Annotated in this window: 23 protein-coding genes and 1 tRNA gene; 17 read left to right on the forward strand and 7 right to left on the reverse strand. The window is 43.8% G+C overall.

The genetic code is table 11. The features are described 5' to 3' along the window. Nucleotides 1–3: 3 nt before the first annotated feature. The gene (locus tag LRM50_RS00915) at nucleotides 4–1,500 is read right to left on the reverse strand and encodes a PEGA domain-containing protein (RefSeq protein ID WP_243809512.1); all 1,497 of its coding nucleotides are present in this window, start codon (nucleotides 1,498–1,500) and stop codon (nucleotides 4–6) included. A gap of 89 nt (nucleotides 1,501–1,589) precedes the next feature. Between LRM50_RS00915 and LRM50_RS00920 the strand changes: the two genes are divergently transcribed. The 5 genes from LRM50_RS00920 to LRM50_RS00940 are packed head-to-tail and all read left to right on the forward strand — an operon-like array spanning nucleotide 1,590 to nucleotide 7,138. Then, the gene (locus LRM50_RS00920) at nucleotides 1,590–2,612 is read left to right on the forward strand and encodes a DUF4367 domain-containing protein (RefSeq protein ID WP_243809513.1); all 1,023 of its coding nucleotides are present in this window, start codon (nucleotides 1,590–1,592) and stop codon (nucleotides 2,610–2,612) included. Between the two features lie 29 nt (nucleotides 2,613–2,641). Continuing rightward, nucleotides 2,642–4,087 carry a glutamate--tRNA ligase gene (gltX, locus tag LRM50_RS00925; RefSeq protein ID WP_243809514.1) on the forward strand — a complete coding sequence of 482 codons (1,446 nt, stop codon included), beginning with the start codon at nucleotides 2,642–2,644 and terminating at the stop codon, nucleotides 4,085–4,087. A gap of 38 nt (nucleotides 4,088–4,125) precedes the next feature. After that, entirely contained in the window at nucleotides 4,126–5,232 is a 1,107-nt protein-coding gene (locus LRM50_RS00930) for a DUF3048 domain-containing protein (protein WP_243809515.1), read from the forward strand. After that, complete coding sequence (locus tag LRM50_RS00935) at nucleotides 5,223–6,749, forward strand: sensor histidine kinase (protein WP_243809516.1); 1,527 nt, start codon at nucleotides 5,223–5,225, stop codon at nucleotides 6,747–6,749. Before LRM50_RS00930 ends, LRM50_RS00935 begins: the two co-directional genes overlap by 10 nt. A gap of 8 nt (nucleotides 6,750–6,757) precedes the next feature. After that, a complete protein-coding gene (locus LRM50_RS00940; protein ID WP_243809517.1) occupies nucleotides 6,758–7,138 on the forward strand; it encodes a response regulator transcription factor in 381 nt (126 codons plus the stop codon). A 114-nt stretch (nucleotides 7,139–7,252) separates the two neighbouring features. Here LRM50_RS00940 and LRM50_RS00945 read toward each other — a convergent pair. The 4 genes from LRM50_RS00945 to LRM50_RS00960 form a co-directional block, all read right to left on the reverse strand. After that, nucleotides 7,253–7,327: transfer RNA gene (locus LRM50_RS00945), tRNA-Glu, on the reverse strand. 39 nt (nucleotides 7,328–7,366) lie between these two features. Then, a complete protein-coding gene (locus tag LRM50_RS00950; RefSeq protein ID WP_243809518.1) occupies nucleotides 7,367–7,951 on the reverse strand; it encodes a hypothetical protein in 585 nt (194 codons plus the stop codon). A gap of 35 nt (nucleotides 7,952–7,986) precedes the next feature. Continuing rightward, nucleotides 7,987–9,192, reverse strand: a complete 1,206-nt coding sequence (locus LRM50_RS00955) for a hypothetical protein (protein ID WP_243809519.1) — start codon at nucleotides 9,190–9,192, stop codon at nucleotides 7,987–7,989. Nucleotides 9,193–9,347: 155 nt separating this feature from the next. Further along, the gene (locus tag LRM50_RS00960) at nucleotides 9,348–9,848 is read right to left on the reverse strand and encodes a hypothetical protein (protein WP_243809520.1); all 501 of its coding nucleotides are present in this window, start codon (nucleotides 9,846–9,848) and stop codon (nucleotides 9,348–9,350) included. 58 nt (nucleotides 9,849–9,906) lie between these two features. On the opposite strand from LRM50_RS00960, the gene LRM50_RS00965 reads away from it, so the two are divergent. From LRM50_RS00965 to LRM50_RS00990, 6 genes are all read left to right on the forward strand, one after another. Continuing rightward, complete coding sequence (locus tag LRM50_RS00965; protein WP_243809521.1) at nucleotides 9,907–11,889, forward strand: ATP-binding protein; 1,983 nt, start codon at nucleotides 9,907–9,909, stop codon at nucleotides 11,887–11,889. Between the two features lie 52 nt (nucleotides 11,890–11,941). Then, nucleotides 11,942–12,934 (forward strand): response regulator transcription factor, encoded by a 993-nt coding sequence (locus tag LRM50_RS04050; protein WP_275973368.1) that lies wholly within the window; start codon nucleotides 11,942–11,944, stop codon nucleotides 12,932–12,934. Continuing rightward, entirely contained in the window at nucleotides 12,931–13,638 is a 708-nt protein-coding gene (locus tag LRM50_RS00975; protein ID WP_243809522.1) for a pseudouridine synthase, read from the forward strand. The genes LRM50_RS04050 and LRM50_RS00975 overlap by 4 nt, the downstream gene beginning before the upstream one ends. A gap of 83 nt (nucleotides 13,639–13,721) precedes the next feature. Beyond that, nucleotides 13,722–14,222: a hypothetical protein gene (locus LRM50_RS00980; RefSeq protein WP_243809523.1), complete on the forward strand. Its 501-nt coding sequence runs from the start codon at nucleotides 13,722–13,724 to the stop codon at nucleotides 14,220–14,222. Nucleotides 14,223–14,242: 20 nt separating this feature from the next. Next, a complete protein-coding gene (gene der, locus LRM50_RS00985) occupies nucleotides 14,243–15,676 on the forward strand; it encodes a ribosome biogenesis GTPase Der (RefSeq protein WP_243809524.1) in 1,434 nt (477 codons plus the stop codon). A 226-nt stretch (nucleotides 15,677–15,902) separates the two neighbouring features. Next, nucleotides 15,903–16,295 carry a hypothetical protein gene (locus LRM50_RS00990; protein ID WP_243809525.1) on the forward strand — a complete coding sequence of 131 codons (393 nt, stop codon included), beginning with the start codon at nucleotides 15,903–15,905 and terminating at the stop codon, nucleotides 16,293–16,295. 134 nt (nucleotides 16,296–16,429) lie between these two features. Here the strand turns inward: LRM50_RS00990 and LRM50_RS00995 are convergent, their stop codons facing one another. Continuing rightward, nucleotides 16,430–17,398 carry a GTP-binding protein gene (locus LRM50_RS00995; RefSeq protein ID WP_243809526.1) on the reverse strand — a complete coding sequence of 323 codons (969 nt, stop codon included), beginning with the start codon at nucleotides 17,396–17,398 and terminating at the stop codon, nucleotides 16,430–16,432. Between the two features lie 43 nt (nucleotides 17,399–17,441). On the opposite strand from LRM50_RS00995, the gene pth reads away from it, so the two are divergent. Further along, a complete protein-coding gene (gene pth / locus LRM50_RS01000) occupies nucleotides 17,442–18,002 on the forward strand; it encodes an aminoacyl-tRNA hydrolase (protein WP_243809527.1) in 561 nt (186 codons plus the stop codon). Between the two features lie 8 nt (nucleotides 18,003–18,010). Here pth and LRM50_RS01005 read toward each other — a convergent pair whose 3' ends face one another. Then, nucleotides 18,011–19,132, reverse strand: a complete 1,122-nt coding sequence (locus tag LRM50_RS01005; protein WP_243809528.1) for a DUF475 domain-containing protein — start codon at nucleotides 19,130–19,132, stop codon at nucleotides 18,011–18,013. A gap of 41 nt (nucleotides 19,133–19,173) precedes the next feature. Between LRM50_RS01005 and LRM50_RS01010 the strand changes: the two genes are divergently transcribed. The 5 genes from LRM50_RS01010 (at nucleotide 19,174) to LRM50_RS01030 (ending at nucleotide 23,378) form a co-directional block, all read left to right on the forward strand. Then, nucleotides 19,174–20,217, forward strand: coding sequence for a permease (locus LRM50_RS01010; RefSeq protein ID WP_243809529.1), 1,044 nt, complete (start codon nucleotides 19,174–19,176; stop codon nucleotides 20,215–20,217). Further along, on the forward strand, nucleotides 20,207–20,941 hold the full coding sequence (locus tag LRM50_RS01015) for a TIGR03943 family putative permease subunit (RefSeq protein ID WP_243809530.1): 735 nt from the start codon (nucleotides 20,207–20,209) through the stop codon (nucleotides 20,939–20,941). Before LRM50_RS01010 ends, LRM50_RS01015 begins: the two co-directional genes overlap by 11 nt. A gap of 47 nt (nucleotides 20,942–20,988) precedes the next feature. Then, complete coding sequence (locus LRM50_RS01020) at nucleotides 20,989–21,402, forward strand: Fur family transcriptional regulator (protein ID WP_243803561.1); 414 nt, start codon at nucleotides 20,989–20,991, stop codon at nucleotides 21,400–21,402. A gap of 376 nt (nucleotides 21,403–21,778) precedes the next feature. Further along, complete coding sequence (gene dprA / locus LRM50_RS01025) at nucleotides 21,779–22,648, forward strand: DNA-processing protein DprA (protein ID WP_243809531.1); 870 nt, start codon at nucleotides 21,779–21,781, stop codon at nucleotides 22,646–22,648. A gap of 22 nt (nucleotides 22,649–22,670) precedes the next feature. Continuing rightward, complete coding sequence (locus LRM50_RS01030; protein ID WP_243809532.1) at nucleotides 22,671–23,378, forward strand: CDP-alcohol phosphatidyltransferase family protein; 708 nt, start codon at nucleotides 22,671–22,673, stop codon at nucleotides 23,376–23,378. Nucleotides 23,379–23,422: the final 44 nt, after the last annotated feature.

Consider the following 23,422-nt stretch of genomic DNA (forward strand, 5'->3'; position numbering starts at 1 on the left):
TATTTAATTAAATAGCCCAATCGAACCATTGTCCATATTCATTTTACTCAGGACAATTTTTCCAGAAGCGCTGGTCGTCAATCCGTAAACGTATCGCTGGTTCGAGGACAAAACATAGTCCAAACCAGGTTTAACGCTTATCAACGTATGAGCGTTCGTGCCGTCAAACTCGCGAATCTCCATTTTTCCTGCCGCAGAAACGCTACGGATATAGAAATTGTCAAGCCACTTCACTTCCTGCGCCACGCCAATATTAAATGCGCCAGACAATTCTTTACGCTCCAAATCGTAAGTCTGCAATACCGCGCCGTTTTGCGCCACGATAAATCGCCCAGCATTGTCCATCGTTATGTTCGTAATCGTATTATCAGTCTTAATAATCTTCGCCGTTTTCAAGAACTCTTTTTGGCGGTCCTTAGAATCTGAAATCTCACCTCTGTAAATTGTCATATTTTTGCCATCAGTCAAAACCACAGTGTCTTTATTGAAATAGCGAGAAATTCGAATTACCGGGGTAGAACCAGTAGCAAAAGTGCCAATCACAAACGGCTCTTTCCAATCTCGTTTCCAAATTCCTGCCACTTTTTTACCATCAATAACAGCCAGGTAGGACAAACGATCGTCGCCGTAAAGCTTGAAAGATTCGACGCCAACTAAAATTGGGCTAGAAATTGTCGAGCTATCAAGATCAACTCGCCTCAATTCGCCAGTTTCCTGCAGAGCGTAAACCGTGTGCGCGCCAGTCCCCGCAAAGCTGATTTGCTTAATTGCAAAACCAGTCATAGCCGTTACGTCGGTAATTTTTTCTGGATTTTCTCTATCAAAAACCAACCACTGCACGCCAGTAGTATTATTTTCCGCTGGATACGAATGCTTCACTAACGCATAACGAGAATCGCGGTCCCACTCCGACACGGTAAACGTATGATCGTCAGAAGACAGGGAATAGCCAGCCAAAACGCTCGTGCTTAATGCGTGTTCCGTGAATTTTTCCTTATCTTTGTTCGTATCGCGAATGTCGCCAATTGTCAAAATCGGAGTTTTATCCTTAACGCCAAATCCCATCAAGAAATTACCAGCTAGCGACAGAGAAACGGATTGCAATGAGTCAAACGTTTTCACCTCGGTGGTTTCGCGTTTGGTCGGGATCAATCTGGCGTAATTCAAATTCGTAACGGTATCAGATTTGATATTCAACGTTTTTTGCCACGGTTCGTATTTATCTAATTTCATCGAAAAAGTGTGCTTGCCAGGAAGAACGGTGCTTTTCGTTGGAGTGCGGCGCAGCTCCATATCGTCAATATAAACCAGCGCCCCGCCAGGATGTGATTCATATTGGACAAGTCCAGTTTGTTGCAATTCTTTCGTATTTGGATCAAACGTATAGCCAAGCATTCTAAACGTCAAAAACGTAAGAAGAGTTATAAGTGATAATGTCATCAGCGTGTACACAAAGGTCCGCCGTGCGAGCTCTTTAGTGCGATTCTTTTTCTGGTACATAATTACGGAAATTATAACATATTTTTACACTTGAAAAAACCTTAGGCGATTTGTAATATAATATACAGGAATAAACATTAGGGGGATTAATGGCAAGTAAAAACTACGTGGTTATCAATGGACGAGCTTACAATACTGTTACCGGAATGGTAATGGATGATATTAAGATTGAAAAATCTGAAATAGAAAAAGAACAATCAATCAGTAAGCGCGGCACATCTGTATCAAATATTCACGCCGCACACGTTCAGAAATCCAGCACGTTGAATCGTCGGCACGTTAAAATGCCGCAGCGCACGCCATTGGCTGCCAAGCCCCAGAAAGCTCGCGTCGACGTGAAGCAACATGTCGCCGTGAAGAAGTTTTCTACGCCAATTGTCAGCAAGCCAGCTCCTCAGAAAATTGCTATTAACCGCCCAGCCGAAACTCACCCTGTTACTCGTCGCGCTCAACAAAGACCTCTTAGCGTTGATACTAAATTGCGAAAAGAACGCCAGCCTCTGGCTATAAATAGCAATCCGATTGTCGCCGTCGCTCCGCAAAAAATAGAAAAGCCAGTCGCAAAAACCGCTCATCAATTGAAAAACGAAGCGATTGAAAAAGCCTTGTCGAATGAGATTATCAGCAATAAAAAAGCACGTCGACGCCAGAAAAAGGGCGGCGCATTACGTTGGTTGAATACGTTTTCTGTTGGTTTTGCGGTAATGCTACTCGGTGGCTATTTAACATACCTGAGTATGCCAAATATTTCCATAAAAATGGCAGCCGTTCAATCAGGAATTGATGCCAAATATCCAGGCTACAAGCCAGACGGCTACGCACTGAACGGACCTATCAAATTCAAATCGGGCGAGGTCTCTATGAAATACGCCTACGCCGACGGAAGCTCAGGATATACCATAACCCAGCAAAAAAGCGGTTGGAATTCATCGGCAGTGAAAGAATTCTTCTCTGAAAAGCACAAGAATCCAAACACCACAATGATCGACGGATTGACAATTTATAGCGGCGGGAAAGAAGCAGCTTGGGTAAACGGCGGAATCCTATATCAGATCAGCGGCGATGCAAACCTCTCAAGCAGTCAAATTGAGAAAATCGCCACTAGTCTGTAACTCATCAGATAACGTGCTATAATTTATTCATGACTATTAGAACTCGTTTTGCGCCAAGTCCGACTGGCTATATTCACTTAGGCAACGTTCGCACCGCGCTATACACATACCTTGTTGCCAGAGCGCACCAGGGAGATTTCATCTTACGCATTGAAGACACGGACCAAGCCCGGTTCGTCGAAGGCGCGGAAGAAATGATTTTGGAAACCTTAAATTGGCTAGGATTAAATTGGGACGAGGGACCAACTCTTAACAATCCAAAAAAAGAGTCTGGCAATTTTGGCCCATATCACCAAACAGATCGCCGTGATATTTACATAAAATGGGCGAAGAAAATGATTAGCGAAGGACTAGCTTACGCCGATCCGTACACGCCTGAAGAAGTGCAAGTTTTCCGCGACAAAGCCAAGGCTGAAAAGCGAGCATTTTTATATCGCGACCATCGTCCAGAAAATCCGCCAGAGTGGCGACTCGGAATGCCGCTACGCTTCAAAGTTCCGGAAATTAAGCGATATTCTTGGACGGACGCCGTTATGGGCGAATTGTCAGCTGGCCCAGAAGCTTTGGATGATTTCATTCTGATCAAAGCGGACGGTCTGCCAACCTACAATTTTGCGCACATCATTGACGATTTCGAAATGCAAGTCACGCACGTGATTCGCGGCTCGGAATATATTGCCAGTACGCCTAAATATCTATCGCTTTACGAAGCGCTTAAAATTACGCCACCAATTCTGGCGCACGTGCCACACATTATGGCGCCATCGGGAAATAAAAAACTTGGCAAGCGTGACGGCGCTAAAAGCGTAACCGAGTATCGATCAGAGGGAATTTTGCCAGAAGCGATGCTTAATTTCTTAGCGCAACTTGGCTGGAATGACGGCACGGAACAGGAAATTTTCAGTAAAGCTGAGCTGATTGAAAAGTTCTCGCTTGATCGCGTTCAAAAATCTGGCGCGCGATTTGACGAACAACGACTCATTTGGCTTAACGGTCAATGGATTCGATCGCTTAGCTTGGACGATCTTTATTCTCGCTGCCAATCATTCTGGGGCGAAGAAGCCAAAAACGCCGATGAATCTTACAAAAAGCGCGTTCTGGAATTGGCGCAAGATCGCTTGAAGACATTGCAAGATTTGCCAAAATTAACAAGCTATTTCTTCGTCGAGCCTGAAATTGACACGGAATTAATTGACGGAAATAAACAACTTCGCAAATTGACCGACGACGAGCGACAAGAGTTATTGTCGATTACGCGCCAAGAATTCGAGAAAATTACAGATTGGACGCCAGAAACAATTCAGAATTGCCTTAATCAATTACTGGAAACGACGAGGCAGAGGCCGGGGATTTTGTTTAGTCTGGTGAGAATTGTGACGACGTGGGCGCCGTTTAGCCCGCAGCTTAACGACACGCTGGCACTAATTGGCAAGGAAAAAACTCTGCAAAGAATCGATAATTATCTACAAAAATAGTTTATTCGTGCGCCGAAAATGCTATACTAAGCATAAGCATGAATGTTGAAAAAATAGATAAATCAGGACAAAAAAAGAACGCTCGCTGGGAGTCGTTCAAAGAATGGGTAAAAAAGCACATTCTGGCAATTGTGCTCGTGGTGAGTGCGATGGTTATTGCTGGAGTTTTCATAATTGCAATTCATTCCATAAAATACGAGCAGACTGCTAGCGTGGAGCTGAAATTGCCGACTAAAAAACCCGCGCCGAAGAAGTTTTATTCGCCGCTAACTGGCGTGGAAATCGCGAATGAAGCCACCGCGAAGTTGCCCGTAACTGGCGTGATGATTGAGAATAGTCCAGCCGCCAGACCGCAGTCAGGACTGAAGAAAGCTGGCGTGGTTTATGAAGCCGTGGCAGAGGGCGGAATTACTAGGTTTTTGGCCCTGTATCAAGGAGAGAAACCTGCGTTGATCGGTCCAGTGCGAAGCTTAAGATTATACTATTTGAGCTGGGCGGCGCCATATCAAGCATCAATCGCGCACGTTGGTGGAAGTCCCAACGCTTTATCTCAAGTCAGAAACGGCAATTATCGCGACATCGACCAGTTCTTTAACGACGGATCATATTGGCGATCTCGCGACCGCTACGCGCCACATAACGTCTACACCTCAGGGGAGAAGCTTGACCAATTGAACAGCGCAAAAGGCTATAACAATTCCGAATTCACCAGCTTCGCGCGAACAGACGGCAAGCCTGTCGAATCGCCAAACGCCACATCTGTAAGCATAAACCTCAGCGGCTCGCTCTACAACACCTCATATGCTTACGACAAGGCGTCGAATTCTTACCTCAGGAGCATGGCTGGCGCACCACATGCCGATAGGGAAGATGGGCAAATTGCTCCAAACACCGTTGTGGCTATGGAAGTTGGCGTTGAAGCTCGGGCTCAAAATTACGATGGCTACGAAGACATCAAAACGACAGGATCCGGCAAAGCTTACATTTTCCAAAACGGCACAGTCGCCACTGCCACTTGGTCAAAAGCGGACATAAATTCGCCGCTTAAATTGACAGACGAATCTGGAAAAGACGTCGCCTTAAATCGCGGACAAACATGGATTGCAGCCTTCACGCCAGGAAGGGGAAGTGTTTCATGGCAATAGATCCGGCATCTAAAACCTTGCGCGAGTACAAACAATATTATTACCGAAAAGTCATATTAGTCCTATTGTCAGCGAGCGCCTGCATCATATTAGGACTGGGGATCGCACTCCACTTCACGGCAATTTCCATATCCCAGCTAAATTTTTGGATTATCATTTTAATTACCGCTATCTTGCAAATCCTATTTTCAATTTCTATCGTTAAAATCATCGCTGCGCCGCTTAATAAAATTCTGGCGGCACTCTCTCATAAAATTGGCGAACTAACCACCGACACTCCGCCAAATCCCAACGACAAACGCTACGAAAAAACTGGATTTAAGACGGCGCTTCAGGCAATTTATGGCGATTATCAACCAGAGCAAAAACCAGCTAGCGACAACGACAAGCCAAAAATCCCGCTCACTCAAGCCCTAAATCAAGCCAGTACTGGCGTCGTGATTCTTAATTCCAACCAGAAAATTATCTTCGCCAATTCCGCCGCCCCGATTTCCAGAAACGCAAAAGGCGAGGATTTTCTGGCGCTTGATTTTCTAAACGAACCGAGTATTTTCGATTGGCTTCACGAAATCTCCAATGAGAAAATTAAAGCCGAACGCCGTTGGCAACGCATTAGCACCAACCCTGATATCGTCCAAAAAACGCGGATTTTTGATATCGTGGCTTCATTTGAGAAAGGTGCCGCCGCCGAAACCGTAATTTTTCTCACCGACAAGTCTAAAGGATATCTACCCGAAGAAGAAGATCTCAATTTCATCTCATTTGCCGCTCACGAACTCCGTGGACCGATTACGGTTATTCGTGGATATCTGGATATTATCAACGAAGAGTTCGCTGGACGCTTGCAGGGCGACGAAAGACAGCTTCTTGATAGGTTGGTCGTTTCGTCCAATCGCTTGTCTAGCTATATAGATAATATTCTTAATGTTGCCAGATATGATAGGCACCACTTGAAGGTTTATTTACTGGAAGACACTGTCGCTAATATTTACGCCTCGATTGCTGATGATATGCAGCTTCGCGCCTCGACTCAACACAGAATGCTCAGCGTCAATATTCCAGACGACCTCCCAACCGTAGCCGCTGACCACGGAAGCATCGGGGAAGTGATTGGTAATCTAATTGACAATGCCATCAAATACAGTTTTGAGGGCGGGTCCGTAACCGTTTCCGCAGAGAAAAAAGGCGACTTCGTGGAAGTGTCTGTCGCTGATAATGGAATTGGCATGCCGGCGAATGTCGTGAACAATCTATTCCATAAGTTCTATCGATCGCACAGATCACGCGAAGCCGTTGCCGGGACGGGAATTGGGCTTTACATTTGCAAAGCCTTTGTCGAATCTCACGGCGGCTCGATAATTGCTCGATCCCGCGAAAACGAAGGCTCGGTTTTCTCGTTCACTTTGCCAATTTATGCTACAGTTAAAGATAAATTGCTAGAAGACGGGCAACTGAATAATCAATTGATACGAAAAGGCGGCGGCTGGATAAAAAATCACGCTATGTATAAGGGCTAGGAGGAATTATGATAAAGACAATTTTATGCGTGGAAGATGACCGATTTATTGGCGAAATGTATGTCAGGAGTCTGCAAAAAGCGGGGTATAACGTGACGTGGGTGGTTGATGGAAATGACGGGCTAGTGGCGGCGCGCAACCAAACTTTTGACCTGATAATCTTAGATTTGATGCTACCAGAGCAACGCGGCGACCAGATTTTGGACGCACTGAGAAATAACAATGTCGATTTGGTTCCGAATAGTAAGATTTTGATTATGACCAATTTTGAGCAGGACGAGGCTTCGCGTAAATCCGTCATGAGTCGCGTCGATGGATATCTGATTAAAGCCGACATTACACCGCGGAATTTGATAGATGTCGTTAAGCAGATGAGCAGCGATGACTAAAAATATTTTGACGCAATGAAAAATGAAGCTGAGGATATTCACACAGAATATCTGAACTGTAAATGATTCAAGACAATAAAAAAGAGCCTCTTGCAGACTCTAAAATGACATTCTTGGTGACCCCACCGGGAATCGAACCCGGGTTGCCAGGATGAGAACCTGGTGTCCTAACCGCTAGACGATAGGGCCATAACTCCATGGATTATACCATGGAAAGGGAGGGCGTGTCTACTTTTTCTCTATGTTAGACGTCGACTTTTTATGATAAGACAGCATAGCCCAAGAGCTATATACCAGAGCAAACAAAGAAATAGCAGCAGGTACGATAAACAGATTAACCATTCCTATAGTCGACAAAAATCTCACAACAGGGACATCCTGACGCGCTATAAGCACGAAAAAGAAAAGCCACGTAAGAAACATCAACAGTATATTTAAGCCAATAATACAACAGATAACAATCATTATTTTTGATATTTTATCAGTTATCCAATATCGCCCAGTTTTATACCAATAGACTGACACACAAGCAAGTATGAACGCATATATTACTAAAATATCCCCCAAAGAGCCAATGAATGGTCTGAATACATCAGATGTAGTGCCAAAAAAATTTACCGAGACGAGACAAATTATCACAAAAATTACAGTCCATCTAAAGGCCTTCTTTTTCTCGATATTTTCAGCCACTAGAGGTTTCATCATCGGAGCCTCCGTAAAAGCCCATTGTTGCTTCACATCTTTAACTTCAGGTGAAGCGATTGGCGCGTTATCCGTAGGGTTACTTTGATTATTATATTGATCATTATTCATAGAATTATTCTCCTGACTATTATATTTTCAAATTATTATCCTATCGCAATTAATAAAGGAATCAGTATTGCAAGCAAGACGATAGTCGCAATAATGGCAATGATCATAGGCTTAATCCACTTATATGAAAGTGGTTGATTAGTGTAATGCTCCGTATAATCTGGCTGACGTTTTTCCATACTCTCTTCGATAGGCAGCTTTGTGCGGCGACTTCCTGCGTAACACGACACTGTAATCCAAGAGACATACGCTAGCGCCACCAGCGGGCTAACTAAGACGACAAGTTTTAAGCTCCAGAACATCAAAGATACAGGAAGCCACATTATTGAATATTTATCTTCCATATCAGCTGACGGACTCAAGAAAGACATAATCGTGTAGAAAATTATAGCGGTAAAAAATGAGTTAACTACTTTGCCGTTTTTCACTAGATAATTCGCAATCCAATAGCGCCCAGATTTATACCAATAAATCGAAATGCAGATAAGTATCCCTATAATCATAGCTGCGATAGGAAATATAACCCCAACAAGCGACGCTAATCCAGCATACAGTACATAACGACTATCAAATACAACAATAGCAAAAAACACCGGCACAAGAAGACAGAGAATTATGTAAATTATGGTGTATAAAAAGGCGTGCTTTTTCTCTATTTTTCCATCAGTAATCGACATATTAATGGCATATCGTCGCACTGACGCTTCATTAATAATCTCCAGAGCGGAAGCAAAAGCAGCGACAGGAGAGAGAAGGAGCGTGAATATTGTCATAGGTCTATCATACCCCCAGAGCAACGTTAAGAATATCACTACAGCTATTGCAGCATAAAAAGCAGCCTTGGGACTATTATTCACCGCCCGGTCGATGAAATGGTAGCGCCCTTTTTTATATTGTATGAGTACAGATCCAGCCAAAAATAGAGAGCTATATATAACACCAATGGACAAAAATCCAGTAGCTAAGAAAACGCTATAATTCCCAAAGTTATTACCACGATTACTTAGCCCCTGTGCAAAAATATAAACCCCCGCAAATATCGCAATCACAGAAGTAATCACATAAAATACTGCATACTTAAATGCTTTATTCTTATCCATACTTTTATCAAACGAAGGACCCATAGCTGCTGAGGGTTTCATAGAAGTTTGTTGATCTTTTACGTTTTCAGCATTAGGCAGGGTGGACGATTCATTATTTGTGAGATTATTATTTTGATTCCGATCCAAATCATTATTCATGCAATTACTATACCACATTTATCACTTGAGATTTTCCTGAAAATTCGCCATAATAAAAGCATGAAAAAGGGCGGGATTTACTTTAAGTCTCACGTGGAAACGAACTATTTACCAAATTATCTTTCTGCTCAGTATTATTAAAGTTCATTATTTTTTTATTTATGCCTATTATATCCATATAATATCACATCAATTATCGGCAATGAATAGATAGTCACTAACATAACAGGGAAGATGATTACAGGAAAAAGTATTAGAATATCTATCGACACAAGTTTACCATATACCCAAAGCGCCGCAAAAATTATTGCCGACAGTACAGAAGAGTGGATTGCCGCTTTTGGACTATCATTTACCATCTTGTTAATATTCTGATAATAACCCCTCTTGTACCACCTAATCATAAAAATAATTAGCAACGGGGAGAGCATCGTCGATGCGTTTGAAATGGCTGATATCAAAAAAGAAACGTATCTGTTATATGGTCCTGTCGATCCTCGCATTGAAACGTAATTTCCTACTAGCGTAATAATGGTAAACATTAAAGAAAAGAGCATAACACGCTTAAAGACTCTCTTTTTCTCTGTGCTGTCATAGACTGGCGCATTGCTTACGTCGGGATTGTTACTTTGGTCATTATGCTGATCATTATTCATGCAATTAGTATACCACCTAACTCTTGAGATTTTCCTGAAAATTCGCCATAATAAAAGCATGAAAAAGGGCGGGATTTACTTTAAGCCTCACGCAATTTCCAGATTTTGGCTAAGGAGATTGTGTGAAGTTGCATTACTGAGCTGTTTCACAATCATTCTTTTATACGCATGGGCGCGATTTATACCGACCGGCTATCAATTGCCAATCGGATTATCGGTCTCAGATTTGGCGGCTGGCGTGGCAGGAATCGGTAGTTTAATTGTGCTGATTTTATGTTTTTGGCTTCCCAGAAAACATGAAACTGGAATCGGAATTTTCGTATATTTGTTAACCGTAGCCGTCACCGCAACCACCATAATTACCAGCGGCGGAGTCGTTTCGCCGTTCCTAGTTATGTGGATTATCGTGGCAATTTTTGCAGGATTTTTCGGCGCAATAATCTTAGGAATAATGGGACTTTTGGTTATTTTGCAAATTATAGCCACCAGCGTTCAACAGGGAGTAAACATACAATTCATCATCGGCTACCTATTCTTCGGATTTTTGCCTTTGATTTTTAGCCTTGTTCTATGGATTCGCCGCCAAAAAACTGACGACAATACGTCCAGCTTGGAGAATAAACTTTCTGCCGTTGAAAGTAAGTCTGATGTAGTGATTAATGCCATCGACGACGGCGTTCTGGCTATTTCCAAAGATGGCAACATCGAACTGATAAACCCATCCGCTCAGCAAATCATCGGCTGGAACCAAGGCGACGCGCTCGGACTTAATTGGAAAAGCGTCTTAAAACTCGTCACTTCAGACGGAAAAGACGTAGAAGACCTCGAAAATCCAATAGCCCAATCTTTATCAAAAAACCAGCCAACTCATAACGATAAATTATTCCTATTAACCAGCTCCGAAAAACGCATTTTAGTGTCAATCGTCAGCTCTCCAGTCGGCACGGACGGCGAAGGAATCATCGTGGTTTTCCGCGACATCACCAAAGAAAAAGCCGAGGAACGCGAGCAAGCCGAGTTCATCTCCACCGCCAGCCACGAGATGCGCACGCCAGTTGCGTCAATTGAGGGCTATTTGGGTTTGGCGTTAAATCCAGCCACCGCTCACATTGACGAGAAAGCCCGCGACTTCATCACCAAAGCCCACGAATCGGCGCAACATCTGGGGCGGCTATTCCAAGATCTTCTTGATATCAGCAAGGTAGAAGATGGTCGAATGAAAAATAACCCGAAAGTCATCAACGTAAACGAATTTTTGAAGGATATTTTTGATGGTCTAGCAACAAAAGCTAATGAAAAGCAGCTCAACTACATCTTTATGCCAGACATAATTGATGAGGGTAAAGAGAAGTCGCTGCAACCGATTTTTTATGCCAATATTGATCCTGACCATTTTAGGGAAGTCGTTAGCAATTTGATTGAAAATGCCATCAAGTACACGCCGTCGGGCGAAGTTGTCGTCAATATTACCGGCGACGATAAGCAGATTTCTGTGAGTGTGAAAGATAGCGGCATTGGTATTCCTGCCGAGGATATTCCACATTTATTCCAGAAATTTTATCGGGTGGACAATTCTGACACGCGAGAAATTGGCGGAACTGGCTTGGGGTTATATTTGAGCCGCCGCTTAGCCGAGGCGATGTCTGGAAACTTGCGCGTTGAAAGCAAATATAAGGAAGGGAGTACTTTCTATCTGGAAATTCCTCGCATGAATAGCTCGGAAGCTAAGCAGCGATTAGAATCTACGGAAGCTGAAAGTTCTAAAGATTCAATGTCAGATTCTACCGTTCCAGAAGAAATTGAGATTGCCGCAGAAGAGAAGACGGAAGATATGGCAATTGAAAATAATAGCGAAATTGTCGATTCAAATCCAGCCACAATCGCAACTCCAGAAAATCCAGCTCCAGCAGCGCCCGCAGCCCCGACGACCCAGCCAGAAATTCCACAACCAGCCAGAAATTCTTCCGAGCCAACGCTGGCTGAAATTGAGGAAGAATTGCGCAAAAAGCGTCAGCAATTGTCCATACCTGGACGCGAATAATAGCCATAAGAACTATGGATTTTTTGTCAAAACTTCAGTATAGTATAAACATATGACAAAAATTTTATTGGTTGAGGACGACAAAAGTTTACGCGAAATTTACGGTGTACGACTTTTGGCGGAGGGCTACGATATCGTTTCGGCGGGCGACGGAGAAGAAGCTCTAGCCATGGCAATTAAAGAACGTCCGCGATTAATTTTAAGCGACGTGATGATGCCGAAAATTTCCGGATTTGATATGTTGGACATTTTACGCTCGACGACAGAAACAAAAGACGTTAAGGTGATTATCATGACCGCACTGTCATCAGAAGATCAACGAAAACGCGGCGAGCAACTTGGTGCTGATAAATACTTGGTGAAATCTCAGGTGGGAATAGAGGACGTCGTGAGGGCAGTTCACGAAACCTTGGGAGATCTTCCAGGAGTCGGCACAAATCCAGTGCCAGTTTCACAGCCAGATCATACATATGAGCCGGTTACTCCAGCATCTCAGCCAGCTCCAGCGGCGTCGCAGCCAGTTACTAGACCTGACGTATCTTCATTGTCGCCACAACCAGCTGCCCCCACTGCAACGCCAACAGCTTCTGTAGTAAATCCGCTTATGCAACAACATCCACAACAGGCTTTCGCTCCGGCGCCACAGCCACTACCTCAACCAGCGCAGACTCCAACGCCTCAGCCAGCAACACTGCCACAACCCATGGCGCCATTTTCATCACCTGCGCCGCGACCCTCAGGGCTTGGTGACCGCATTATTCAACCTTTACCAGCTGACGATTCTCAGAATTCGGTAGACATCTCTAAACTTATGGCAGAAGAATTAGACAATACACAGAGAATTTCTCAACCAACTCCAGAGCCTCGACCAGTGCAGACTCCAGCGCCACAATCAATTCCGACACCTCAGCCAGCACCAAATCCTATTGAACAGGTTAATTCAATACCTCTCGCCCAAGCGCAGCCTCAGGAGCAAAGCATTCCACATCAACCATCAGAAACGCCTCAGCCGACACAATTTCCGCCAATAAATCCACAACAATGACAAACCCAGACACAAAGCAAGAATCTTGGCGCCTCAATAAATTTGTAGCGCTGTGCTTGGGTATTTCTCGCCGAAAAGCCGACGAATTGATAGAAAAAGGGAAGATTATTGTTGACGGTCAGCCCGCTAGATTGGGTCAACAAATTTCTGACGCAAATAAAATTTCCTATGACGGCAAATTGCTAGAATTACAACCCAAACAGCTCATCATCCTGCATAAGCCAACTGGATATCTTTGTTCGCGCGCTTCTCAAGGTGGAGTTTCGACAATCTACAAATTGCTACCGAAGAATCTTCACCACTTAAAACCCGTTGGTCGCCTGGATAAAGACAGCTCTGGACTGATTCTCATGACGAACGACGGCGATTTTGCTCACAGCATGACGCATCCGTCGTTTTATAAGATTAAGCGGTATATCGTTACAATTGACAAACCACTACAGCCGCTTCACCGCCAGATGATCAATGATTTTGGCGTGCAGCTTCCTGACGGGCGTAGTCAATTGACACTAGAAAGACAACACGAAGGCGATGATTATCGCTGGATAGTGGAAATGAGCGAGGGAAGAAATCGTCAAATTCGGCGAACTTTCGATGCGTTAGGCTACACTGTCAAAAAACTCCACAGAACAAACTTCGGCAATTATTCGCTCGGCGACCTCAAGAGAGGCGAATGGAGAGAAGAGAAATTCACGAATTCATAATTTACTCCGCGGCTCTTTACATTTTACAGTAAATATTGTAATATAGCTTTTGTGCTAAATTTGATAGAAAGTGTAACTATATAATGGAAACGCTAGGGCGCGAATCTGAGCCTTTGCCTTCAGAAAAACTAAGAGCTGTCATACGTAACCTTAAGAAAGAAAGATCGGATACCATAGAAAAAATGTTCTATGAGAATGATGGGCCCAATATTTTACCAAAATTCCTAGAAAACCAAATCTACGCTTACATCGAACTTATTAAAGAGGTTGAGAAACATACTACGAAACTTGAATATCCTATATCCGTAGCGTTCAAAGATGACGACAATAACATTTACTACTGCATAAATAACCCCAAAGAAAATTACTACATAACACTTTACCCAAATCCAATTAACGAAGAATCTCCAAAGGCCTACATCCACAGTTACACCAGAAATGATGACGAGAACGAGGGATATAGACTAGACATAGAGACCGAGGAATTCATAGCAAAAAGCGGCCTGAGATGTTTTGAGGATTTCCTGAAAATAGTCCGCCCATGCGAGGCTTATATAAATAGCGTGCTCGCCAAAATGTCTTAAAACTGCTATAATATATAATCATGTCTAAATTACCAACAGTCGCCATCATCGGGCAAGCCAACGTCGGCAAAAGCTCACTATTTAATCGCTTGACGCGCTCTCGCACAGCCATAGTCGCCAGGGAAGCTGGAACAACTCGCGACAATGTTGTTGGTAAAGTCTCATACAAACGACGCAACGTAGATTCTGCACCGTCAGATGACTATTCGCAATTTTGGCTCATCGACACAGCCGGACTGAAAACTGCCGAGGACGAATTTGAAGCGACCATTCAGGACCAAATCGCTGACGCATCTGCCGCCGCTGATGTAATCCTCGTAACTGTCGATTCCACTGTTTATCCCTCTGACGCCGATCGCCAATTAGCCAAAAAAGCCCTAAAAAGTGGCAAGCCAGTCATTTTAATCGCCAATAAAGCAGACTTAAAAGGCTCTCTTTCTATCGACGAATTCAAACGACTCGGCATTAAAAACATCATAAAAACTTCCGCCGAGCACAGCATTGGTATTTCGGAGCTTCTTGATAGCATTGCCGAACTTATTCCGCCAGCCACCGAAACTGCGCCTGACGACGTTATTCGCGTTGCGCTAATCGGCCGCCCGAATGTCGGAAAGAGTAATCTATTCAATACCTTAGCGGGCAAGCAGCAAGCCATCGTCGCCAACGTCGCCGGCACCACTCGCGATGTAAACCGCGTTCAAGTTCGTTATCACGGTCAGACGATTGAACTGCTCGACACCGCTGGAGTTCGCCGCCAAGGAAAGCAAGAAACTGGAATTGAGAAGTTCTCAGTTCTTCGCACCATGCAAGCCATCAACGAAGCCGACGTTTGTCTGCTTCTTATGGACGTCAATGAGCTTAACGTTCAATTGGATCAGCGCCTAGCTGGAATTATTGACGAGGCGGGCAAGGGGCTTGTTCTGGTTGTCAGCAAATGGGACTCCGTCAAAGGTAAAGACGCTTACACACACGATGAAATCGCACCACAAATCAGCTATAACTTCAAGTTTACGCCATACGCGCCGTTAATATTCACCTCTTCTGTCACTGGGCAGAATGTCGCTAAGTTATTCGACCTAGCGCTTGATATCTATAAGCGTCGTCGCCAAGAATGCAAAACTCGCGCCTTAAACGACATTTTACAGAAAGCCATCGCCGCACATCCGCCAGCTGGCCTGAAAAATTCACACCCGAAGCTGCGCTACATTGTCCAGACGGACGTTGCTCCGCCATGGTTTGTTATATATGGTAGCAATCTGAAATTCGTCCACTGGAGCTATAAACGCTATTTGGAGCGAACTTTACGCGAGGCTTTCAATTTTGCGGGAACGCCGATTAAAATGTCTTTCCGTGACGAAAAGCAATTAAAAGCCAATCGTGAACGCGTTGCGTGCGGTCTGGCGCCAGTCACCAAAGCTTACAAGCAGGCCAAAAACGCTGAAAAAGGCATATAATACCACATTTTTGACAAAACCTATTGACATTTTATCCTATTAGTGATATAAATGAATACAGCTTTTGTTGACAAGTTGAGATTTGCTCCTTGCCCGAAAGCGCACTTTGACAAGTGGAAGAATATACTTTAGATACGAGGTGAGTTTTCGTAGCGCTCAAGAAAGCACTACGACATCTCATCTTGTATCAACCGGATACGAGAGAGATTGTTAGAAAGGTCGGCATATGCGCAACAGCAGCCTTACTATCAACTTTGATAGGCTCCCCGATTTCGAGGTAGCACCCAACGTTCCTGTCGCGAAGTGGCAGGAACAAATGGAACACAAGGACGAAGACTCCCTCCTCGGGGAGGTGATCAGGTTCTCCGTTAGGGTGGCGCGGCTCACACAAGCCGCCACGGAAGTGGATAAGAAGCCCATCAAGGAAATCATCCCTTGGGCTGTCTCGACCGCAGACACCATTGGCATCTCCGGGCACGGGCTCTACTACGCATCGCGCTGGCTAGCCTACTTTTGGGCGCGTCAATGCGAGTTTGCCGAATGGTATAACGATGGACAGCCTAAGTCGGGATTCGTCCCAAGCCAGGATCTGATCCGTACCCTAACTAAGGGCGAGTAGCGCTCCATTGAACTGACAAGTTAGAATAATTTACTTGGCGGTTCATAATCTCCCGCCAACAATTCTTCTGCTTGTCAGTTCGCTCCATAGATGCGTATCTGTGCTGATGAGTCGGAAACGACGAAAGCGAACTTTTATTCAAACATCATCAATTGTGCCGACAAAACTTCACGCGTAATTTCGTCCGCACGTTCACCAATTAGCACAATTTTTGCTGGCTCTTCCGCCGCAGAATTAGCTATTTGAATCTGATTTTCCGTTGCCTCCAAATGATGCCGCGCGCCATTATCATCAATAAAACAACCCTTCATTCGCCTGAGTTTATAAGCATCAAAAAGTTCCGGCCAAATTTTTTCCAGAGTCGCCGCAGCAATTTTCATACCAGAAACATCCAGCACGGCATATGTCGGATTATCCGGTACGACCAACTCGCCATCGTACGTATCAAAAAACGTTAGTAGTCCCGACGGCGTGGTTAATTTACTTAGGTCAAACCGACCGTGTGGTGCGCTCAGTATTTTTCCGTAAGGCAGGGAGCTCAGCTTGGACTCATATCGTAGTCGCTCGTCGTCACTTAGCGAATCTTCTTTGGTCACTAAAATCATGTCCGCCGCTTGCAACTCAATTTCATGCGCCGGCTCAATTCCATGTAAAATCTCATGCGCATCAATAACATAAAAACTCTGCGCCAACTCGTACTTATTGAATATTTGTGCATTAATCAATTTCTCGACCAAATTCATCGTTCGCGCCACACCAGTAGCCTCGATAAACACCGGAGCAGGGGAATTGCGACAAAAGTCAAGTAACATTCGCGTCAATGCGTGCTTCGACGAACAACAGACACAATCGCCAGCCAAAGTCGTCACGATATCCGCCAACTTTTCCAATCGATAACCGTCAACGTTTTCATTAGCATATTCATTCTCAATCACCCGAGAACCCTTATAGTCACTTTGTTGTAATAAGAACTCAAGAACACTAGTTTTCCCGGCGCCCAATGAGCCGTTCACCAAATACAACGGAACTTTATCGATAACCGCTCGCCCATCATCAAACGGCGCATTAATGCTAAATTCCAAATCATCGTCACGCTTTGCCATATGCTTATTATACGTCATTTTCACAAGGTGATATACTAAGTCTATGAAAGTCATCTTAGCGTTGGGAAATCCAGGCGAAAAATACACAAACACGCGACATAATGCTGGGTTTTTGGCCATTGATAAATTTGCCTCAGAGCAGGGGAAAACCTTTTCAAACAAACCGAAGTTTTCCGCAGATATTGCCGAGCTGAATATTTCTGGAGAAAAAATCCTGCTGGTTAAGCCAACTACTTTTTACAATGAGGTCGGAATTTCCGCCCGAGCAATCTTAGATTTTTACAAATTGACATTGGACGATTTACTAATTATTCACGACGACACGGCGCTGGACTTTGGCAAAATTCGAACCCGCAAAGGCGGACGAGACGCGGGCAGTAACGGATTAAAATCTCTTCACGCCCACGTCGGATCAGATTTTTGGCATATTCGTATTGGCACAGACAATTTGCTCAGACGTCAAGTCGGTGACGTAGATTTTGTCCTAGGCAAGTTCAACTCAGACGAGCAGAAAATTCTCCAAAGCTGGATATTGCCCGAATCAATTAATTTGATCGAGAAATTTATTAACGGAACTATCGAACCGTTCAGTATAAAATATTAAACCAGATTCTAGCGCCGTTTTCGCGGCACAATTTTTGAAGCGCTGTTCTTCAATTGCTCTTCGGCTTGATGTAATTTTGTAGTCGCAGCTTCTTGTAGATTGATCGATCGGGCTTCCAATATGCTGCTACCGACCGCCAAACTCACGAACAACAAGCCCAAGCCACCCGTCGCCCATTCCGGTAGTTCCAAGTGGAATAATTTAGCAATCATCATCACGCCGAGCGCCATAATTGCCCAGTGAGCGCCATTTTCCAGATATTTATATTTGCTAAGCGCGCCTGTTCGCAACAAATATACGGTTAGCGATCGGACCCAAATCGCTCCAGCGCCCAGCCCAGCCACGATTAGTAGCACGCTGTTGGTGATGGCGAACGCACCAATCACACCGTCAAAACTAAAACTGGCGTCCAGAACTTCCAAATATAACAAGCTAGCAAACGCCGCCCAGCCAGTTTTAATCTTAACGGATTTCGCGTCATCTTCATGGAAAAATGACCCAAATAGCTCCAATCCAATATGCAACACAATTCCAAGAACCGCTGAAATCAGCACTAAAGATTTATGTGGCGCCTCAACCGTAAAATACAAAACAGCCGCCACGCTAAGCATTATACACACCTTAAAATTCTCAAATCGCCCAGCCTTTGCCAAGATCGGCTCAACGTGCCGCATCCAGTGAACACGCTTGTTGTAATCGATGAAATAGCTAAGCCCAATCATAATCAAAAACGCACCACCAAACGCGTCAATCATCGGCGACGCCTCGTGCAGGATCTTGCCGTACTCAACAGGCTTATGAAGCGCCAGATTGACAACATCCATAAATCCGTGACCGCTCGCAATCATCACAATAGCAATTGGCAATATAAATCGAACGACAAACACCGCCACAAATATACCAGCCGTCAGGAAGACTTTCTGCCAGATTTGACTCATTCCCGCCAAAACCTTGCTATTTATCACCGCGTTGTCGAAGCTAAACGTAACTTCCAAAACCACCAAAATAGTAAATAGCCAAAGACTGCTAACGCCCATATGGCTAAAAATCAAGCCGCCTAACCCTAAGGTTAACAAAACTGAAAACCAGAAAATCCGAAACGGATGATGTGAATGTAAAAGATGTTTCATATTGATTTAGTATAGCATAAGCATGGGGTATAATTTTATATATGGCACAAAAATCGTCAGACGGCCGCATAAAAAAGTTTTTATCAGACAACAGCGAATTGATCGGTTGGGTGATTTTTGGCGTCCTTATAATTTCTATTTATCAATTCAGCTCGCGATTCGGCGTTATGTTATTAAACGGAGAATTTGCAGAATGGTGCAATAAATTACTTCCGTCATTACAAGATTTCATCACGCTGACGCTAAGCGTAATTGTCGAGGCGGTCCCATTCTTAATTTTAGGAATTATCATATCCGCGCTTATCAGATACTTTTTATCATCAAAAGATGTCTTCAAAATGTTACCAAAAAACACCTTCCTTCGACGAATTACGCTCTCTATGATCGGGCTAATTTTACCTGTATGCGAATGCGGTAACGTACCAATTGCACGTAGCTTAATAGCGAACGGATTAAAACCCGCCGACGTTATTAGCTTTCTTTTCGCCGCGCCAATCTTAAACCCGATAACCATAATTTCAACCATGACCGCCTTCAGTTTTGACACCCGAATGGTTTGGTGGCGAATTATTTTTGCGCTGATTATTGTACAAATAACTGCTTTTATTATCAGCTTTTTTAAGGAAGACTCCGTCATTAATCCAGAGTTTGAAAAACTTTGCCACTCTCATAATCACGATTCAAAATTGTCAAACCTATTCAGCTCATCACGCAATGAATTCTGGCAATTATTTACTATGTTAGCCTTAGGTGCTAGCATCGCAGCCGCCACACAAATCTTCGTTCCGCGATTCATCATAAATGCCGTCGGCGGCGACATTTTCCTGTCAGTCATATCCATGATCACGCTAAGTTTCATCATCTCGATATGCTCCAGTATCGACGCGTTCTTCGCGCTGGCTTACGTGCGAAATTTCACGACAGGCTCAATTTTATCTTTCTTGCTATTCGGGCCGATGATAGACATAAAAATGATTACGCTATTAAAAACAACTTTTCGCTGGAAATTTATTGCAACAATTACCTTAATTGTATTCATCTTATCACTAATTGTCGGGCTGGGGGTTAATTTATATGTACGCTAACCTTGCAAAATCAATTGGCGGAATTGTCGTTTGTGTATATATTTTGCTATTAGCTTGGCGTGACCAACTTGGCTTTTACGTTCATCCACGCTATCACACATTTGCGGTCGTAATTAGCACAATCGGCGTTATACTTTTGCTTATTGATATAATGTTGCAATTAAAAAATAAACCCGCAAAAGATAAATCTAGAATTGGCTTGAAAAAAATTACCCCAATATCTTATTTTGCAATAATTATATTATCAGTCGGATATATATTACCGCCAAAGCCACTCTCTCCAAGCAGTCTCGCGCAAAAAGAAAGTCCTGCGATTATTGAGCCCGAAAGTCGTTGCGAAACGCCTCAACCAAAAGAAGGCTCTTCTACAATCTCAATAAACCGCTGGAAAACCGCTATAAATTCTTGCAAAGAGGCCGCTTATTTTAACGGAAAAGATATCACCATTACTGGCTTCGTTTCAAATGATCTGTTAAAAAACTACGGCTATAATTACTTCAATATTGCCAGATACGTTATAAGTTGCTGCACTGTCGACAGCGTGCCTATGAAAATCCTGGTCGAGAAAAACTTTTCGACAGACTACCCAGATGGAACATGGCTAATCGTCAAGGGTAAATTGTCGCAAAAAATCGTTAATAGTCAAGCTGAATACGTCATAACCGACGCGCACATCACAAAAATCAATCAACCCAAATATCCTTATGAATTACTCGGACTGTAAGTCTATTGCACACTTGTTGCAATAAGTTATAAACTATTCATAGTACTATGCTAAATGAAATATTTGAACGCCACAATCTTCGCCTGACAAAACCTCGCCAGCAAGTATTTGATATCCTGCGAAATTCAGATGTGCCTCTTACGGTCGGCGATATTGCGAAAAACTGCAAAAACATTAACCGCGCCAGCATTTACCGCACGCTACTGATGTTCGATAATCTGAACATTATAAACACCATAACTATTGGCTGGAAGAATTATTACGAGTTAGCGGAACCTTTTATACCACATCACCACCATCTCTACTGCATCAATTGTCAAAATGCCGAACCTATACAATCGCAAGAACTCGAAAAACTCATAGATCTCATTGGTAAAAAACATAATTTCATAGTCACAAAACACCACTTTGAGCTGGAAGGTATTTGCGAAAAGTGCCGACATATTATAGAAAATAAATAATTTTTCCCAACAAAAAAGCGCCAGGTAAGGGTGGGCATCACCTGACGCTTTTTTACCCTTCAACCCACCCGAGCTACCGTATCAGTGAAGCGTCGCGACTAAAACTCCAAAAGTCCGCGCCTGATGACTATCAATACAATTTCGTACTCACATTAACAGAGGTCGCCTTTGAAAAAGGGCAGTTAAAGGGGTTAGTATGCGCGTAACGTTGAACCGCAAAAAGTGGAGGGTAAGAATACTTAATGCCATTGCGCGCAACCTAACATATAGTTAGAATAGGGGGTATAAGGTGCGTTTGGTTAATGATTACTTAACCAATCGTCCTTGATTATAGCAAACATTTGACAAAGTGTCAATACTTTTTACCACATTTTTTATGGAAATCAATAGAATTACACCAGATGAGCATATTTTCTCCCAGAGATTAGCACATATTGCCAATCCACCAAAAAGCTTATGTTATATGGGAAAATTGCCAGAAACAAATGCGCCAGTCGTATCAATCGTCGGGTCCCGTAAGCCATCTGCCTACGGAAAAGAAGTGACTGAGCGATTAGCGACAGATCTGGCAAAGGCCGGATGCGTAATCGTGAGTGGGTTAGCGCTAGGTGTGGATTGCATTGCCCAAAAAGCTGCCATTGAAGCTGGCGGAACGGTCGTGGCGGTCGTCCCAAACGAGCTTCCCGATATTTCACCGCGGACCAATTATCAACTAGCCATGAGCATCATAGAGCAGGGCGGCGCGGTCGTTTCAGAATGGATGAAGGGCGATAATAAAATAGTCAATCGTTGGAGTTTTCTGGAGCGCAATCGGCTGGTTAGCGGGCTAGCTGACGGAATTATTATCACCGAAGCCGCCGAGCGAAGCGGCACATTAAACACAGCCTCGCACGCACTGAACCAGGGAAGAGATTTGTTTGTAGTTCCCGGAAACATAACCAGCCCACTGTCGGCGGGTTGTAATACCTTATTAAAGCAAGGGGCGTATTTGGTGACGGACGCCGACGATGTTTTATCAATCATCGCGCCAGAAAAATTACAAAAAGACAGCGACCAAGAATTAGCAGCCAGCGCAACAATCGAAGAAGCGATCATCATAAAACTCATCTCAGAAGGAATGCGTGACGGCGACGAAATTCAACAAAAATCCGGCCTATCCGCGTCAGACTTCGCCACGGCGTTAACCATGCTGGAAATCAACGGTATTATCAAACCTCTCGGGGCGAATAACTGGACATTACGATAGTTTTATTATATAATGCTAATTTATGAGAAGCCCCGACAGTTTACATCCAGAAAATGACATTACAGACAAAAAAAGAGAAGAGCCATTTTTTAGCATAGAAGGCATACCCCCAACACTACTTAGCCTCATCGGAACTGCCGCTGCGTGCATTGGAATAAAGGACCCCACTACATTTAAAGGATTTGCCGCTTTCGTTATTGGCAGTGTGATGGATGCGCTAGACGGCAAACTAGCCAGAGCAACTGGAGGAGAAACTAAACTAGGTAAAATTGTTGACCATACTGGAGATAAAATCAAAGTATTCTATACGATATGGAAGATGTATGAAGCAGACACAGCCCCAAGATCGGTACTTGGTGGCATTGCCGCATTTAACGCTATCAATGCAGCGTGTTCAATAAAAACTCATATAGACAACCCCGACATGTCACAGGCGCCTGAAAAAAGTGGCAAGATAGCCATGGCCATGGAGGTTGTATCTCTAATATTATATTCTGCCGGTAAATTTGCTGAGCTGCACGGCTTAAGAAAAACTAGCAACACAGCCAGGGCACTAGGTGGGCTGGCAGCAGCAACTGCTATAATTCCTGCAACACTATCGACAGCAAGCTATATCAGACGAGCAAGCGGCAATAACCACAACCCAGAAAAGCACCAAAATACGGCAGTTAATCGCAGTCTTGGAATAGCGGCACTACTTGGTCGCATTGGAGAATCTAGCCGTCAATAGAGATTGTTATTGTAGCTACATAGTGATTTGTTATAATATAAAGT

Source organism: Candidatus Nanosynbacter sp. TM7-053 (assembly GCF_022828375.1).
Taxonomy (GTDB): Bacteria; Patescibacteriota; Saccharimonadia; order Saccharimonadales; family Saccharimonadaceae; genus Nanosynbacter.